This window comes from Kitasatospora sp. NPDC040550, assembly GCF_055594965.1.
Genome location: NZ_JBVIWC010000011.1, coordinates 1 through 15,327 on the forward strand (window position 1 = coordinate 1; position 15,327 = coordinate 15,327).

10 protein-coding genes and 1 rRNA gene are annotated in these 15,327 nt (G+C 73.2%); 3 read left to right on the plus strand and 8 right to left on the minus strand.

Features of this window, described 5'->3' with window-relative positions:
• The 5 genes from ACZ58X_RS17725 to ACZ58X_RS17745 form a co-directional block, all read right to left on the minus strand.
• A 16S ribosomal RNA gene (locus ACZ58X_RS17725) occupies positions 1 to 279 on the minus strand; the annotation flags it as partial.
• Between the two features lie 534 nt (positions 280 to 813).
• Positions 814 to 1,488 carry a nucleoside/nucleotide kinase family protein gene (locus tag ACZ58X_RS17730; protein WP_470334558.1) on the minus strand — a complete coding sequence of 225 codons (675 nt, stop codon included), beginning with the start codon at positions 1,486 to 1,488 and terminating at the stop codon, positions 814 to 816.
• Between the two features lie 39 nt (positions 1,489 to 1,527).
• Positions 1,528 to 2,520, minus strand: coding sequence for a S66 peptidase family protein (locus ACZ58X_RS17735; RefSeq protein ID WP_470334559.1), 993 nt, complete (start codon positions 2,518 to 2,520; stop codon positions 1,528 to 1,530).
• 163 nt (positions 2,521 to 2,683) lie between these two features.
• Positions 2,684 to 3,724 (minus strand): tryptophan--tRNA ligase, encoded by a 1,041-nt coding sequence (gene trpS / locus ACZ58X_RS17740; protein ID WP_470334741.1) that lies wholly within the window; start codon positions 3,722 to 3,724, stop codon positions 2,684 to 2,686.
• 327 nt (positions 3,725 to 4,051) lie between these two features.
• Complete coding sequence (locus ACZ58X_RS17745) at positions 4,052 to 5,515, minus strand: APC family permease (protein WP_470334560.1); 1,464 nt, start codon at positions 5,513 to 5,515, stop codon at positions 4,052 to 4,054.
• A gap of 332 nt (positions 5,516 to 5,847) precedes the next feature.
• Here ACZ58X_RS17745 and ACZ58X_RS17750 point away from each other — a divergent pair, with 332 nt between their 5' ends.
• On the plus strand, positions 5,848 to 6,975 hold the full coding sequence (locus tag ACZ58X_RS17750; RefSeq protein WP_470334561.1) for an ABC transporter substrate-binding protein: 1,128 nt from the start codon (positions 5,848 to 5,850) through the stop codon (positions 6,973 to 6,975).
• Positions 6,976 to 7,113: 138 nt separating this feature from the next.
• Entirely contained in the window at positions 7,114 to 8,454 is a 1,341-nt protein-coding gene (locus ACZ58X_RS17755) for a hypothetical protein (protein WP_470334562.1), read from the plus strand.
• Here the strand turns inward: ACZ58X_RS17755 and ACZ58X_RS17760 are convergent.
• On the minus strand, positions 8,436 to 8,957 hold the full coding sequence (locus ACZ58X_RS17760) for an NUDIX hydrolase (protein ID WP_470334563.1): 522 nt from the start codon (positions 8,955 to 8,957) through the stop codon (positions 8,436 to 8,438). The two genes, ACZ58X_RS17755 and ACZ58X_RS17760, sit on opposite strands and share 19 nt — an antisense overlap.
• A gap of 135 nt (positions 8,958 to 9,092) precedes the next feature.
• On the opposite strand from ACZ58X_RS17760, the gene ACZ58X_RS17765 reads away from it, so the two are divergent.
• The gene (locus ACZ58X_RS17765; protein ID WP_470334564.1) at positions 9,093 to 10,088 is read left to right on the plus strand and encodes an ATP-grasp domain-containing protein; all 996 of its coding nucleotides are present in this window, start codon (positions 9,093 to 9,095) and stop codon (positions 10,086 to 10,088) included.
• Positions 10,089 to 10,139: 51 nt separating this feature from the next.
• Here the strand turns inward: ACZ58X_RS17765 and ACZ58X_RS17770 are convergent, their stop codons facing one another.
• Together ACZ58X_RS17770 and ACZ58X_RS17775 are read right to left on the minus strand one after the other, a co-directional pair.
• Positions 10,140 to 14,201 (minus strand): ABC transporter ATP-binding protein, encoded by a 4,062-nt coding sequence (locus tag ACZ58X_RS17770; RefSeq protein ID WP_470334565.1) that lies wholly within the window; start codon positions 14,199 to 14,201, stop codon positions 10,140 to 10,142.
• A gap of 384 nt (positions 14,202 to 14,585) precedes the next feature.
• Positions 14,586 to 15,260: an SACE_7040 family transcriptional regulator gene (locus tag ACZ58X_RS17775; protein WP_470334566.1), complete on the minus strand. Its 675-nt coding sequence runs from the start codon at positions 15,258 to 15,260 to the stop codon at positions 14,586 to 14,588.
• Positions 15,261 to 15,327: the final 67 nt, after the last annotated feature.

Consider the following 15,327-nt stretch of genomic DNA (forward strand, 5'->3'; position numbering starts at 1 on the left):
ACCCGTCGTCGCCTTGGTAGGCCATTACCCCACCAACAAGCTGATAGGCCGCGGGCTCATCCTGCACCGCCGGAGCTTTCCACCAACCCCCATGCAGAGGAAGGTCATATCCGGTATTAGACCCCGTTTCCAGGGCTTGTCCCAGAGTGCAGGGCAGATTGCCCACGTGTTACTCACCCGTTCGCCACTGATCCACCCCGAAGGGCTTCACCGTTCGACTTGCATGTGTTAAGCACGCCGCCAGCGTTCGTCCTGAGCCAGGATCAAACTCTCCGTGAATGTTTACCCGCTATCGGGTCGACACCCGCGTTGAGCGGCACGGCAACCACCGGAATAGGGCGGCCCCGCGCACTGCGTCCTCGCTAGTGTTTGTTTCAAAAGGAATCTCCAACCCCGATCGGACGATCGAGGCCGGGGATGTCAACATATCTGGCGTTGACTTTTGGCACGCTGTTGAGTTCTCAAGGAACGGACGCTTCCTTCGGACCGCCTTCCAGCGGGCCCTCCGGGCGCTTCGTTATTTCGTGTTTCCAGCTTATCAGATGTTTTCCGCTCCGTTTTCCGGGGCTTCGTCATCCAACTCGCCGGCGTCTTCTGCGGCTTGACGCCCCGTCCGACGTTTCAAACTCTAGCCGATCCCCGCTCCGAAAAGCGAATCCAGCCGCAATCCGATAAAAAGCGCACGCCGAATAAGCACCGAGCCGAGACGCGAAAAAGCGAAACGACCGGCACGAACCGGAAGTGGTGATTCAAGGGATTGGCCGCCCCGGGACCGTCCGCGCCGATGCGTGTCCGGTGCTCCCTGCCGAGCGACTAGGAAACACTACCCCTCTCCGGGGTCTGGAGCAAACGGGTCCCGGGGACGGTCCGGGTGCAGAGGGCCCGGCCCTGCTTCACGTACTCGCCGTTGGGGTGGTCGTTGCCGGTGACCCAGCGCAGGGCGGTGGCCTCGTCCCGGCCGCCGTCGCGGTGGCGGCGGAGCAGCCGCTCCTCGCGGACGGTGTCGTCGGTGTCCACGTACCAGAGTTCGCGCAGCAGCCGGCGGGCCTCCGGCCACGGGGCGTCCACGGAGGCGAGGTAGTTGCCCTCGGTGATGACCAGGCGGGTGTGCGGGCGGACGACGTGGCGGGCCGCGACCGGTTCGTCCAGGGTCCGGTCGAAGTCGGGGACGTAGATGTCCTGGAACCGGTCGGCCGCGACCCTGCGCAGCAGGGCGACGTAGCCGTGGGCGTCGAAGGTGGCCGGGGCGCCCTTGCGGTGGGTCAGTCCGAGGCGGTCGAGCTGGGCCGTGGAGAGGTGGAAGCCGTCCAGCGGGAGGTACGCGGCGGTGCCGGGGCCCTCGGCGCGTTCGACCTCGGCGACCAGGTGCCGGGCGAGGGTGGACTTGCCGGCTCCGGGCGGGCCGACAAGTCCGAGGATCGTACGGGCGTTGCTACCCGGGCCGCGGAGGAGTCCGAGGGCAAGGGCGGTGAGGCGGTCCTCGTTCATGGCCGCACCCTACTCACTGGCCCGGGGCCGACGGTCGGCTCAGGCGGGAGCAGCGGCGGGAGCAGCAGAGGGGTCGGCGGCGGGGGCGAGGGCGGGCAGCTCCAGGGTGAGCGTGCCGGCGTCCGCGTCGAGCAGGGCGGGGACGCCGAGCGGGACGGTCAGGGTGGACGGGCAGTGGCCGAAACCCAGCTCCCAGAGCACGGGCACGCCGAGGCCGCCGAGGCGGTCGAGCATCACGTCCCGGACCCGTTCGGGCCGCCCGCAGCCCTCCCAGGAGCCGAGGGCTATGCCGGCCACGCCGTTGAGGGCGCCGGAGCGCAGGAACTGGGTGAGCAGCCGGTCGAGCTGGTACTGGTGCTCGTTGACGTCTTCGAGGACCAGGATGCGGCCCGCGTAGGAGGGGCGGGCGGCGGGCGTGCCGCGTTCGGCGACGAGTACGTGGAGGCACCCTCCGGCGGTGACGCCCCGGGCGCGGCCGGGGACGAGCGGGCCGGCGGTGGGCGAGGTGAGGACGGTGGTCGTGGCGGGCTCGAAGAGGGTCCGGCGCAGGTGTTCGGCGGTGGGGCCGTCCTCGACGAAGGAGGCCGCGGCGGCCATCGGCCCGTACAGGGTGGCGAGGCCGAGGCGCTGGGCGAAGGCCTCGTGCAGGGAGCTGACGTCGCTGAACCCGATGAGGGGCTTGGGGCGGGCGGCGCGCATCGCGGTCCAGTCGAGCAGGTCGACGATGCGGTGGACGCCGTAGCCGCCGCGGGCGCAGATGACGGCGTCGACGTCGGGGTCGAGCCACGCGTCCTGGAGGTCGGCGGCGCGGTCGGCGTCGCTGCCGGCCAGGTAGCCGAGGGTGGGGTGGGTGTCGAGGACGTGCGGGGCGACGGTGACGCGCAGGCCCCAGGATCGGAGGATCTCGCAGCCGGCGGTGAGTCGCCCGGCGTCGATCGGGCCGCTGGGGGCGACGACGGCGACGCGGTCGCCGGGGCGCAGCTGCGGCGGGCGGGTCAGTCCCTGGCCGGGCGTGGTCGGTTGCTGGTCCATGGACCGGACCTTTCGGGGAAGGGGCGGGCTGCGGGCGGCCTCGGCGGTGTGGTCGAGGCCGCCCGGTGACGATATGCCCGCGGGTCGACCGGCCGATGTGCGTGACCGGGTGGGCCGTGGACGAGCGGCCCGCGGGCGGGGCGCCGGTCGGCTCGAGGGCCCCTCAGATCGCGCCCATCGCCTCCCGCACCTCGGCGAGGGTGGCGTCGGCGACGGCGTTGGCCCGTTCGGCGCCCTCGCGCAGGACCTGCCGCAGGTGGCCGCGGTCGGCGGCGAGCTCGGCCCTGCGGGCGCGCAGCGGGCGGAAGTACTCGTTGACGGACTCGATGACGGTGCGCTTGAGGGCGGCCGCGCCACCGTCGCCGACCTCCTCGGCGATCGCCTCCGGGTCGCGGTCCTGGCAGAGCGCCGCGAGCAGGACGAGGCCGGACACCTCCGGGCGGCCGACCGGGTCGTAGCTGATGCGGCGGTCGGCGTCGGTCTTCGCGCTGCGGATGATCCGGGCGGTGGCGTCCTCGTCGGCGCCGAGGGCGACGGCGTTGCCACGGCTCTTGCTCATCTTGCCGCCGTCGGTGCCGAGCAGCATCGGGGCGTCGGAGAGCAGCGCCCGGGGGAGAGGGAAGACGGCGCTGCCGTCGGCGTGCGGGTAGCGCTCGTTGAAGCGGCGGGCGACGGTGCGGGCGACTTCGAGGTGGGGCAGCTGGTCCTGGCCGACCGGGACGAGGTCGGCCTTGCAGAACAGGATGTCGGCGGCCTGGTGGACGGGGTAGGTGAACATCAGCCCGTTCACGGCGGCCTGGCTGGAGTGGGCGATCTCGTCCTTGACGGTGGGGTTGCGGCCGAGTTCGGCGACGCTCACCAGACTGAGGAAGGGCAGCAGCAGCTGGTTGAGGGCGGGGACGGCGCTGTGGGCGAAGATCGTGGCCCGTTCGGGGTCGAGGCCGGCGGCGAGGTAGTCGAGGACGAGGTTCTCGGTGTGTTCGGCGAGCCGGTCGGCGATGTCGCGGTCGGTGATGACCTGGTAGTCGGCGACCAGCACGAACATCTCGACGCCCTGGTCCTGCAGCCGGACCCGGTTCTGCAGGGTGCCGAAGTAGTGGCCGAGGTGGAGCGGGCCGGTGGGGCGGTCGCCGGTGAGGACCCGGTGGGAGGACGGGTCGTCGATCCGGTCCTGGGCGGTGAGGTCGGAGGTGCCGGCGGTCATGGCAGCGGTGGCGGCGCCGACAGCGGCAACGGCAGCGGCAGCGGCAGGGGTGGTCATCGGGTTTCTCCCTCGGTACGGCGGCGGTGGCGGCCGTCCGGGGCGAGGGGCCCGTCCCGTGGGAAAACGCGACAGGGCCGTCCATCCCGGACGGCCCTGTGGTCAGGCGAGTGGGGTGGCCGTCCTAGGACGGCCACCAGCACAGGCCCACGAAGCGCTTCACGGCTCCAACGATAGCGCCGGTGCCCGACACCGGTCACCGGTTGAGGTCGCCGGTTGAGGTCGCCGACAGCGGTCCCCGACACCGGTGACCGGGGCCGAGCCCCGGCGTCAGTCCTCCACGACCAGGGCCCGGGTGTCCTCGCGCAGGGTCTCGCCGCGGAAGAACTCCGGGCGGATCCGGCCGTACCAGGTCATCAGCGCGGCGCCGAGCAGCAGGATGCCGACGCCGATCACGAACACCGAGCCGATGCCGAACACCGCGCCGCTGCCGTAGTCGGGGGACCAGGCGTCGGTCAGGGTCTGGAGGAAGACGGCGCTCAGCAACAGGCCGCCGAGCAGCGGGGCGATGCCCTTGAGCAGCAGGTCGCGCAGGCTGCCGCGGAGCGAGTGGCGGAAGTACCGGACGCAGGAGAAGGCGGTCAGCGCGTAGTAGAAGCAGATCATCAGACCGAGCGCCAGGATGGTGTCCTGGACGACGTTCTCGCTGATCAGGCTCATGCCGACGTAGAAGACGGCGGTGGCGAGGCCGGCCGCGACGGTGGCGTAGCCGGGCGTGCGGAAGCGCGGGTGGACGGCGCCGAAGCGCGGCGGCACGGCGCGGTAGGCGCTCATCGCGAGCAGGGTGCGGGCCACCGGGATGAAGGTGGTCTGCAGGCTCGCGGCGGCGCTGGCGACGACGGCCAGGAACAGCAGGATGCTCCACGGCGAGCCGAGCACCGGGCGGGCGAGCGCGGCGAAGACGTTGTCGGCCGTGGCCGGGTTGCCGAGGCCGTTGCCGGTACTGCCGACGCCCGCGAACATCTGGGCGGAGACCGCGACCAGCAGGTACGAGCCGACCAGGGTGACCATGGAGACCATCGCGGCCCGGCCCGGGGTCTTGGCGCTGCCGAGGGTCTCCTCGTTCATGGTGAGGCAGGTGTCCCAACCCCAGTACATGAAGATGGACAGCGACAGGCCGGCGGTGAACGCGCTGAACGAGCCGACCTGGAGCGGGTCGAGCCAGGAGAACGAGAAGCCGATCGAGTCGGGCAGGTCCCCGGCGGCGGCCTTGCCGATGGCGATGGCCGAGAAGAGCAGCAGCACGGCCAGCTGGAGGCCGACCAGGCCGTACTGGAACCACTTGGTGGCCGTCATCCCCCGGTAGCTCATCGCGGTGGCACCGGCGATCAGCAGCACCACGGTGAGCAGGTGGACGGCCTTGTTCTGGTCGAGCCCGGCGATCCAGCTGCTGCCGGTCATCTCACCGAGCATCAGGTAGAGGAACTCCGTCGCCACACCGGCCAGGTTGGAGAGCACGATGATGGTGGCGACGGTCAGTCCCCAGCCGGCCATCCAGCCGACCCGGGGGCCGAAGGCCCTGACCGTCCAGGTGAAGGACGTACCGCAGTCCGGGAAGTCCTTGTTCAGCTCCTTGTACGCGAACGCGACGAGCAGCATCGGCAGGAAGCCGGCCAGGAACACGGCCGGCATCTGGACGCCGACCGCGGTGACCGTCGGTCCGAGCGTCGCGGTCAGGCAGTACACCGGGGCGACCGTCGAGACGCCCAGCACCACGCTGCCCAGCAGGCCCACCGAGTTGCCCCGTAGGCCCTTGTCCCCCGCTCCCCCAGCCGTCCCCGGTTCGGGAACGCCACCACTGGTGCCACTGACCGGGGCACCCTGCGGAGCACCGGGCGCCGTTGCCCGGTCGCTGCTCGTGTGCTCTGAGAGCTGCTGATCAAACACCAGCGCACTCTAAGGCGCCGCGAAGAAGGTTGAATAGACCAACTCTTGGTGATTTTATGCACGTCCGATGACCTTTGACCCCTCGGTGACCACCCCCGTGCGGAGGGTGCGCTCAGCGGCGAGATAGGTTTGCCTCACCTAACCTCGACCGTCCGGTCCCGACCGTGAAGGAGCGTCGCGTGGCCCCCGACTCCGACGACCCGAACCTGGCCCTCGCCCCCGCCTCCCGTACCCCCAGCCGACGCCGCTTCCTCACCGCCGGAGTGACCGGCGCCGCGGTGCTCGGCCTCGGCGGGCTCCTCGCCGCCTGCGGCAGCTCGGGCAGCTCCGGCGGGTCCGGCGGCAACGGCGGCGGCGCGAAGCCGGGCAGCGGCGGCTCGCCGGACCAGAAGTCGGTCAAGCAGGGCGGCGACGACTACGCCACCGTCATCGAGAAGATGAAGGGCTTCGGGACCGACGCCGCCCCCGGCGTCTACCCGCGCACCGTCAAGCACGCCATGGGCGAGACCGTCATCCCCGCCAAGCCCACCCGGGTCGTGGTGCTGGACACCGGCGAGCTCGACAACGTCGTGTCGCTCGGCATCCAGCCGGTCGGGGTCGTCCACACCGACGGTTCCAAGTCGCTGCCCTCCTACCTCAAGGACAAGGCGGGCAACCCGGCCGCCGTCGGCACCATCAACAGCCTCAACCTGGAGGCGATCGCGGCACTCAAGCCCGACCTGATCCTCGGCAGCCAGCTGCGCGCCCAGGACCAGTACGCCCAGCTGTCGAAGATCGCGCCGACCGTCTTCTCACTGCGTCCCGGCTACCCGTGGAAGCAGAACTTCCTGCTCAACGCCAGCCCCTTCGGCCTGCAGGCGGAGGCCCAGGCACAGCTCGACGCCTACCAGGCCGCCGCCACCGCGATCGGCACCGGGCTCGGCGGCAAGCGGCCCACCATCACGCCGCTGCGCTTCATGCCCAGCCGGACCAGGCTCTACGCCGAACTCTCGTTCATCGGCACCATCCTCACCGACGTGCCGCTGCCGCAGCCCGCGATCGAGCAGGTCAAGGAACTCGCGGTGGAGGTCAGCCCGGAGCAGATCGACAAGGCCGACGCCGACTGGATCTTCTACGGCGTGTACGGCAGCCCCAGTTCGACCAACCAGGACGCGGTGCTGGGCGGGGCGCTCTGGAAGACCCTCGGGGCGGTCAAGTCCGGTCAGGCGCGGCCGGTTTCGGACGAGACCTGGTTCCTCGGGCTCGGCGTGACGGCGGCCAACGCGGTGCTCACCGACCTCAAGGGCTTCGTCGCGTCCGGGAGTTGAGCCGATACGCCCGGTAGGGGCCGCCGCTGGTCGCCCGGCGATCACGGCGTGCTCCTCGGCACACGCGCGGGAATGACGCTTGGAGCTGGTGGCGCGGTGCGGGAGGATCGTCGGGACCGTCCCCCGAAGGGCCCGCCGATGACCTCGCTCCACCCCGGTTCCACCGACCCCGCCCCGCCCGGACCGTCCGGACCGCCCGGGCCCGCCGCGGACGGTGCCGGCTCCTCGCCCCCGACCGATGTGCCCCGTCCGCCCGGTGCGGGGGCGCCGATCTGCTCGCTCGCGACAGCGGCCGACGGCGGCGCGACCGCCGCGCCGGGCACCCCGGGCTCCGCAGTCCGCCACGACTCGGTGCCGCAGCCGCGCACGCCGGAGGACGTCGAAGCGCGGCTCCGGCACGCTGCGGCGGACGGCGGGGCGGCGGACGGCAGGGCAGCGGACGGCAGGGCAGCGGACTGCGACAACGCGGCGGGCGGCGCGGCGACCACGGCGCGGCTCCGGGCGGCGTTCACCGACCGGCTGCGGGCCGCGCGCGCCGAGGGGCGCTCGCTCGCCGAGCTGGCCGCCGCGTGCCGGCGGCCGGTGGCGGAGGTGCGGGCGCTCCTCGGCGAGGCCGAGGAGGCGCCCGAGGAGGCGCCCGGGTCCGGGACGGACAGCGGCGCCGGCACCGACACCGGTGCGGGCTCCGCCCCCGACCGGGCCGGGCCGGGGTTCGTCCGGTTCCGGCGGGCCGCGGCGCCCGCCGAGGGCAACAGGCCCGCAGCGGTGCCGCGTTCGGGGCGCGAGGAGCTCCGGAGCCTCGGCTCGCGGCGGCCGTCGCCGTCCCGCCGACTGCGCCGGATGCACCCGCCGGCCGGCCCGACCGGGCAGGAGGCGGCCGCACGGGAGACGGCCGCGACCGACCCGGCCGGTACCCGGCCGCCCGGCGCGGAGTGGGCAGGTGCACCGGCCGGTGCACCGGGGACGGTGACCGAGCACCCGGCCACGACGCCTCCGCTGTCCGGTGCGAACGCCGCGGACCGCGCCGGTGCCGGTGTCGGGATCGGGACCGGAGCGGGGATCGAAGGCGGGCCTGCTGTCCGGACCGCTGTCGGGCCCGGTACCGAGGAGTCCCGGGCCGAACCGCCGCTCGGCATCCTGATCGGCGGCAGCCCGGTCCGGTCGGACGCCGTCGGCCGCCCGGAGGAGCGGACGCCGGTCCGGGTGGCGGCGGAGCCGATCCGGGTCGGGCGCGGGACCAGCCTGGTCGTGCTGCCCTCCTGGCGTCCCGCCATCGCCGTCTCGGTGTCGACCGAGCAGCTGCTCGCCGAGACCGGGCTCACCGTCGAGCAACTGGCCGGTGCCCGGCTGACGGTGCGGATGAACCCGTGGGCGCTGCACGACCGGGAGCTGGACCTGCACGGCTGGGAGCCCGGCCCGGCCGGGCCGGGCGGTCGGGCCGCCCGGCGCGCCGCGCGCGGTCAGGTGTTCGGGATGTAACCGAGGTCGACGGGCACCGGAGGGTGGCCGTCGACCGCCCAGCCCGTGCGGACGGGCTCCAGCAACTCCGTTAGCCGGGGCGGCCAGAGCGCGTCCGCGTTGTCGTCGGCGAGTTCGGCCGGGGTCCACCAGCGCCAGTCGAGGATCCGGTCCTCGGCGTGCACCGCACTGACGTCGCCGACCGGACCGCGGTGCGGTCCGCGGGTGAGGTAGATGTGCTCGTGCTGGCGGACCGGGGTCCCGTGCCAGGTGAAGTCGTGCTCCCAGGTACAGAGCAGCGGGCCCGGTTCGAGATCGGTCCAGCCGGTCTCCTCCCACAGTTCGCGCCGGGCGCCGACCAGCGGGGTCTCACCCCGCTCCAGCCCGCCGCCGGGCATGGTCCAGTGGACGCCGACCTCGTCGTTGTCCGAACGGAGCAGGAACACCGAGCCGTCGCCGTCCAGCACCACGGTGCGGGCGGCCCGGCGGGGAACGCGTCGGTGCGGTCGCAGCAGTCTTCGCATCGGGACACTCTGACAGCGCCCGCACCGGCCGTCGACCGGATTCGCCGTCCCGGCGCCCCACTTGGGAAGAACCGGGGCAACCGACCGCCGCCGGACCGCAGCCGGGAGCGGCCCGCTGGCCGTACCCTGACCGCCATGCCCGTACCCTCGATCCTCTTCCCCGCCGATCCGCTCAACCCGCGTCGGCCCGATCCGCACTTCGCCTGGGAGGCCCGGCTGCTGCGGGAGTTGGGCGGCGAGCACCACCTCGTCGACCACGACGCGCTGCTCGCCGGACACGCCGAGGAGGCGGTCCGACCGGTGCCCCGGGGCTGCGGACCGCTCTGGTACCGGGGCTGGATGCTCCCCTCCGCCCGGTACGCCGAGTTCGCCGCCGCCCTCACCGCCCGCGGCGGCAACCTGCTGACCAGCGCGCCCGGCTACGCGGCGGCGCACGAACTGCCCGGCTGGTACGGGGTGTTCGAGGGCGCGACCCCGCCCAGCGTCTGGATCCCGTCCGACGGGACGGCGGCGCCCACCCCGGCGGAGCTGGCGGACGCCGTGGCCCGGCTCGGCGGCAGCGGGCCGGCGATCGTGAAGGACTACGTGAAGTCCCGCAAGCACGAGTGGCACGAGGCCTGCTACGTACCGGAGTTGGCGGACCTGGCGGCCGTCGGGCGGGTGGTCGGGCGGTTCGTCGAGCTGCAGGGCGACTCCCTGGCCGGCGGGGTGGTGCTGCGCCGGTACGAGGAGTTCGAGCGCGCCGACGGCACGGGCCGGACGGTCGACGACACGGTGGCAGGACCGGGTGAACCGGGCGGCGCAGGCGGCGCGGATGGCGCGGATGGTGTCGGCAACGCGGACGGCGCGGGCGGCGACGGGCGGGCGGTGGAGGTTCGGGTGTGGTGGCTCGACGGTCGGCCGATCCTGGTCGGCCCGCACCCGGACGCCCCGCACCAGCGGGCCGAGCCCGACCTCACCCACGTCCCCGCGCTGGTGCGAAGACTCGGCTGCCGCTTCGTCACCACCGACCTCGCCAGCCGGGCGGACGGCTCCGGCTGGCGGGTGGTGGAGGTCGGGGACGGCCAGGTGAGCGACCTGCCGCGCGGTGTCGACGCCTCGGGCCTGCTGGCCTCGCTGATCGCCGCCTGAGCGCGTCGCCCGACCGTCGGACCACCGGACCGCCCGACCATCGGACCGCGGTTACCCGGCGGCGACCGTCTCGGCCGGGGCCGGGTGGCCGTCCGCGATGAACGCCTGCCAGAGCCGGGCGTACGTCCCGTCCCGGGCGAGCAGTTCGGTGTGGGTGCCGTCCTCGACCACCCGGCCGTGGTCCAGCACGACCACCCGGTCCGCGCGTTCGGCGGTGGTCAGCCGGTGGGCGATGACCAGGGTGGTGCGACCGCCGCTGAGCCGGTCCGCGGCCTGGTTGACGGCGGCCTCGCTGGCCAGGTCCAGCGCCGCGGTGGCCTCGTCCAGCAGCAGGATGTCCGGGTCGACCAGTTCGGCCCGGGCCAGGGCGATCAGCTGGCGCTGACCGGCCGAGAGGTTGCGTCCGCGGCCGGCCACCTCGTGGTCGTAGCCGCCGGACAGTCCGACGATCATGTCGTGCGCGCCGACCGCCCGGGCCGCCGCCTCCACCTCGGCCGCCGAGGCGTCCGGGCGGCCGTAGGCGATCGCCTCGCGGACCGTGCCCGCGAACAGGTACGCCTCCTGCGGCACCACGCCCAGCCGGTGGCGGTACTGGGCCAGGTCGTAGCGGGTGAGGTCCACCCCGTCGACCCGGACGGTGCCCTCGGTCGCGTCGTAGAACCGCGCGACCAGCTTCACCAGCGTCGACTTGCCCGCGCCGGTCTCGCCGACCAGCGCCACCGTCTGACCGGCGGGTATGTGCAGATCGACGGCGCTCAGCACCTCCGGCGCGCCGTCCGCCCCGCCGTTGTAGGCGAAGCCGACGCCCTCGAAGCTGATCTCGCCGCGCAGCCCCTTCGAGACCGGGACCGGATCGGCCGCCGGGGCCGTGGTGGTCGGGGTGCGCAGCAGTTCACGGATCCGGCCGAGGCCCACCGAGGCCTGCTGGTAGCCGTCGAACACCTGCGACAGCTGGTTGACCGGGGCGAAGAACAGGTCGATGTAGAGCAGGTACGCGACCAGCGCGCCGACCGTCAGCGTCCCCGCGTCCACCCGGGCGGCGCCCACGATCAGCACCAGCGCGGCGGCCACGCTGGAGAGGAACTGGACGAACGGGAAGTACAGCGAGATGTAGAACTGCGCCCGGACCCTGGCCTCCCGGTAGGCCATGCCGCGTGCCACGAAGCGGTCGGTGTTGGTGTCCAGACGGCGGAAGGCCTGGACGATCCGCATGCCGGCCACGTTCTCCTGGAGGTCGGCGTTGACCGTGCTGATCAGGTCCCGGGAACGCTCGTACTGGTCCTTGGACTTCTTCCGGAACACCAGGGTGGCGATCACCAGCAGCGGCAGCACCGCGAAGACCACCAGGGCCAGACCGGCGTCGATGATCAGCAGGGCCACGAAGATCCCGGCGAAGGTCAGCAGGCTGACCACCGCGGTGACCATTCCGGTCTGCAGGAAGGACGTCAGCGAGTCCAGGTCGGTGGTCATCCGGGTCATGATCCGGCCGGTCAACTCGCGCTCGTAGTAGTCCAGGCCGAGCCGGTTGAGGTGGGCGAAGATCTTGAGCCGGAGGGTGTAGAGCACCCGCTCACCGGTCCGGCCGCTGACCCGGTTCTCGGCGCCCTGCACCAGCCAGTCCAGCAGCACCACGACGAGGGCGGTGATCGAGGCGACCGCGACGCCGGCCATCAGGCCCTTCCGGACGCCCTCGTCGATCCCGTGCCGGATCAGCACCGGCAGCACCAGCCCGGCGGCCGCGTCCAGGGTGACCAGCAGGAAGGCGATGAGCAGCGGGGCGCGGAAGGGGCGCAGCAGGCGGCCGAGGCTGAAATCCGGGTCCCCGGCCTCGGCCTCGGAGCGGGGGACGGCGGGGGCGTCGGTGGCCGGCGGGAGGGCGGCGACCTTGGCCAGCAGCTCGGGGTCGGCGGTGCGGGCCGCCTTGGCGAGGGCGGGGGTGGGGAGTGGGGGGCCGGGGGTCGGCGCGGGGGTCTGCGCGGGGGTCTGCGCCGTCGCCCGGTCCTTCTCCTCGGCCGGCGCGGACTGCTCTCGGCGGTCGCCCGGGGAGCCGGAGGCGTCGACGGCGGAGGAGGCGAAGTCAGCGGGGGTGTTGGCGGTGTCGGCGGTGTTGGTGGTGTCGGTGGCCGGCCCGGGCTGCGGCTCGGGTGTGCGGCCGGCCTCCGGATCGGTGATCAGCGCCCGGTACTGGGGACATCGGGCTTCGAGTTCCTCGTGCGTGCCGAGGTCCAGCAGTCGGCCGTGGTCCAGGACCGCGATCCGGTCGGCGAGCTGGAGGGTCGAACGGCGGTGGGCGATCAGCAGGGTGGTGCGGCCGGTCATCACCGAGCGCAGCGCGTCGTGGATCTCCGCCTCGACCTGCGGGTCGACGGCCGAGGTGGCGTCGTCGAGCAGCAGGATCCGGGGGTCGGTGAGGATCGCCCGGGCCAGGGCGATGCGCTGGCGCTGACCCCCGGAGAGGGTCAGGCCCTGCTCCCCGACCTTGGTCTCGTAACCGTCCGGCAGCGCGCGGACGAACTCGTCGGCCTGGGCGGCGCGCGCGGCGGCGACGATCTGTTCGTCGGTGGCGTCCGGGCGGCCGTAGGCGATGTTGGTGCGGACCGACTCGGAGAAGAGGAAGCTCTCCTCGGGCACGATGCCGACGGCGGCACGGACCGAGTCCAGGGTGAGGTCGCGCAGGTCGTGGCCGTAGAGGCGGACAGCGCCACCCGCCGGGTCGTAGAAGCGGGGCACCAGCTGGGCCACCGTCGACTTGCCGGAGCCGGAGGCGCCCACCAGGGCGAGGGTCTCGCCGGGGGCCAGCGCGAGGCTGAGCCCGTGCAGGACCGGGGCGGGGTGCTCGGGGTCGTAGCGGAACTCGACCCGGTCGAACTCCAGGGCGACGTCGGCGGTGCGGGGACCGACGGTGCCGGCCGGGGCATCGCCCGGGCGATCGGCGGCGGTGTCGGCAGGTGGGTCGGCGGGGGTGGTCCCGTCCCGCGTCAGGTCCAGGGTGAGCGCATCCGGGCGCTCCTGGACCAGCGGGCGCTCGTCGATCAGTTGCAGGACCCGCTCGACGCCCGCCCGGGCCTGCTGGCCGACCGTGATGACCATGGTCAGCATCCGCACCGGGCCGGTCATCTGGGCGACGTAGGTGGAGAAGGCGACGAAGGTCCCGAGCGTGACCCGGCCGTCGACGGCCAGCCAGCCGCCGAAGGCCAGCACCGCGACCTGGGCCAGGGCCGGGATCGCCTGCATCGCCGGGTTGTAGCGGGCGTTGAGGCGGATCGACCGGAGCCGGGCGGCGAACAGGTTGCGGGAGACCAGCTCCAGCTTGTCCTGCTCCTGCGCCTCCTGGCCGAAGCCCTTGACCACCCGGACCCCGCCGATCGCGCCGTCCACCACGCCCGCGACGGCGGCCGCCTCCTGCTGGGCGGCCCAGGTGGCCGGGAACAGGCGCTTGCGGCTGCGCACGCTGACCCACCACAGCGCGGGGGCCATGACCACGGCTATCAGGGTCAGCGGCGGGGACAGCCAGACCATCACGCCCAGCGACATCACGAACATCAGCAGGTAGCCGGTCATCATCGGCAGCATCGAGAGCAGGCCGTTGATCAGCTGGAGGTCGGAGGTCGCGCGCCCCACCACCTGGCCGGTGTCCAGGCGGTCCTGGCGGTGGCCGTCGAGCCGGCCGAGCGAGCGGAACAGGTCGCTGCGCATGTCGTGCTGAACGTCGAGGGCCAGTTGGCCGCCGTAGTAGCGGCGGACCTGGGTGCAGCCGAAGACCACGACGGCGGCGATCAGCAGCACCACCGCCCACGGGGTCAGCGAGCGGGAGTGGGCGACGATGACGTCATCGATGATCAGCTTGGTGACCAGCGGCACCAGCGCGGTGACGGCCATGCCGACCAGCGAGGCGCCGAAGGCGAGCAGCAGGCTGCGGCGGGACCGCCAGCTGTAGCCGATCAGGCGGCGCAGCCAGCCGTCGGCCTGGGCGGTCGGGCCCCCGGCGGGGTCCGGGCTCGGGGTGGCGGCCGCCTCCGGCGCGGGACGTGCTTCGGTGGCCCGTGGGCCACCAACGGGGGCCGCCGGGTCGGGGCCGGGGGCCGGTTGGCCGCTCGGGGATTGCTCCACCATGGATCCGTGAGTCTCGGGCATATTTAGGGATGCTAACCATTTCGTCGGGTGGCCGCCACGGCATTTCCGGCCGCGCGAGGCGGTCGGAAGTGACTCCGGTGCGGCCCGGATCGTCCGGTCCGGCGACTGGGCAACAGCTCGCGGCCTGCGGTGATTCCCGACCGAACACAGCTGCGGCCCGACGGTCCGGCCCTTCCCCCAGGGTCACCCGGGAACCCCGCGCGCGCCCAGTGCCCCGGGGGCGGGCAGGCACCGTCCTTTGGACCTAGGGCCCGAGACGGTACCGGCTCGGCGACCCCGGCATCCCCACCGAAAGGGTCGGGGCAGGCGGGAGCGGACAGGAAGGGGGCGGGAAGAGGCGGAAAGAGGCAGGAACGACCGGGCCTACGCGAGCCCGGCCCCCCGGTCGGCACCCGTGGAGTCAGCCGCAGCCACGGAGTCGGCGGCCGCCGCGAAGGCGCCGTGGGCGAGGGTGTGCAGCAGCGCGGCCATGCCGTCGCGCTGCAGGCCGGTGCGCTCGCCCTGGGCCGGATTCGGGCCGACGCTGTGCGGGGTCGAGTTGATCAGCCCGAAGACCGCGTGCACGGCGGCCCGCGCCACGGGCTCCGCGCCGGGATCGGCGAGCGACGGGTGGGCCTGCCGGACCACGTCCACCCACAGCTCGACGTAGCCGCGCTGGAGCCGCCGGACGGTGCGGCGGTCCTCCTCCTTGAGGTTCAGCAGCTCGCGGTCGTGCAGGGTGATCAGGTCACGGTCGTTCAGGGCGAAGTCGACATGGCCGCTGATCAGGGCGTCCAGCGCGGCGGCCGGGCCGTCGCCGCCGCCCGCCCGGCGCCGCCCCTCCTCCAGCAGGCGCTCACTGATGCCGATCAGCAGGTCGGCCAGCATCGCGTCCTTGCCGGCGAAGTGGCGGTAGAGGCCGGGGCCGCTGATGCCGACGGCCTTGCCGATCTCGTCCACTCCCACGCCGAGGAAGCCCCGGGCGGCGAACAGTCGAGCGGCCTCCCGGCGGATCTGGTCGCGGCGTGGGAGCGCGGAGGCTGTGGGGACGTTCGACATGCCGCCCATCGTAGACAGTCGGGTTATCGGCCGTTAACCTGGGCGCGTAAGTTAACGTTAATTAACG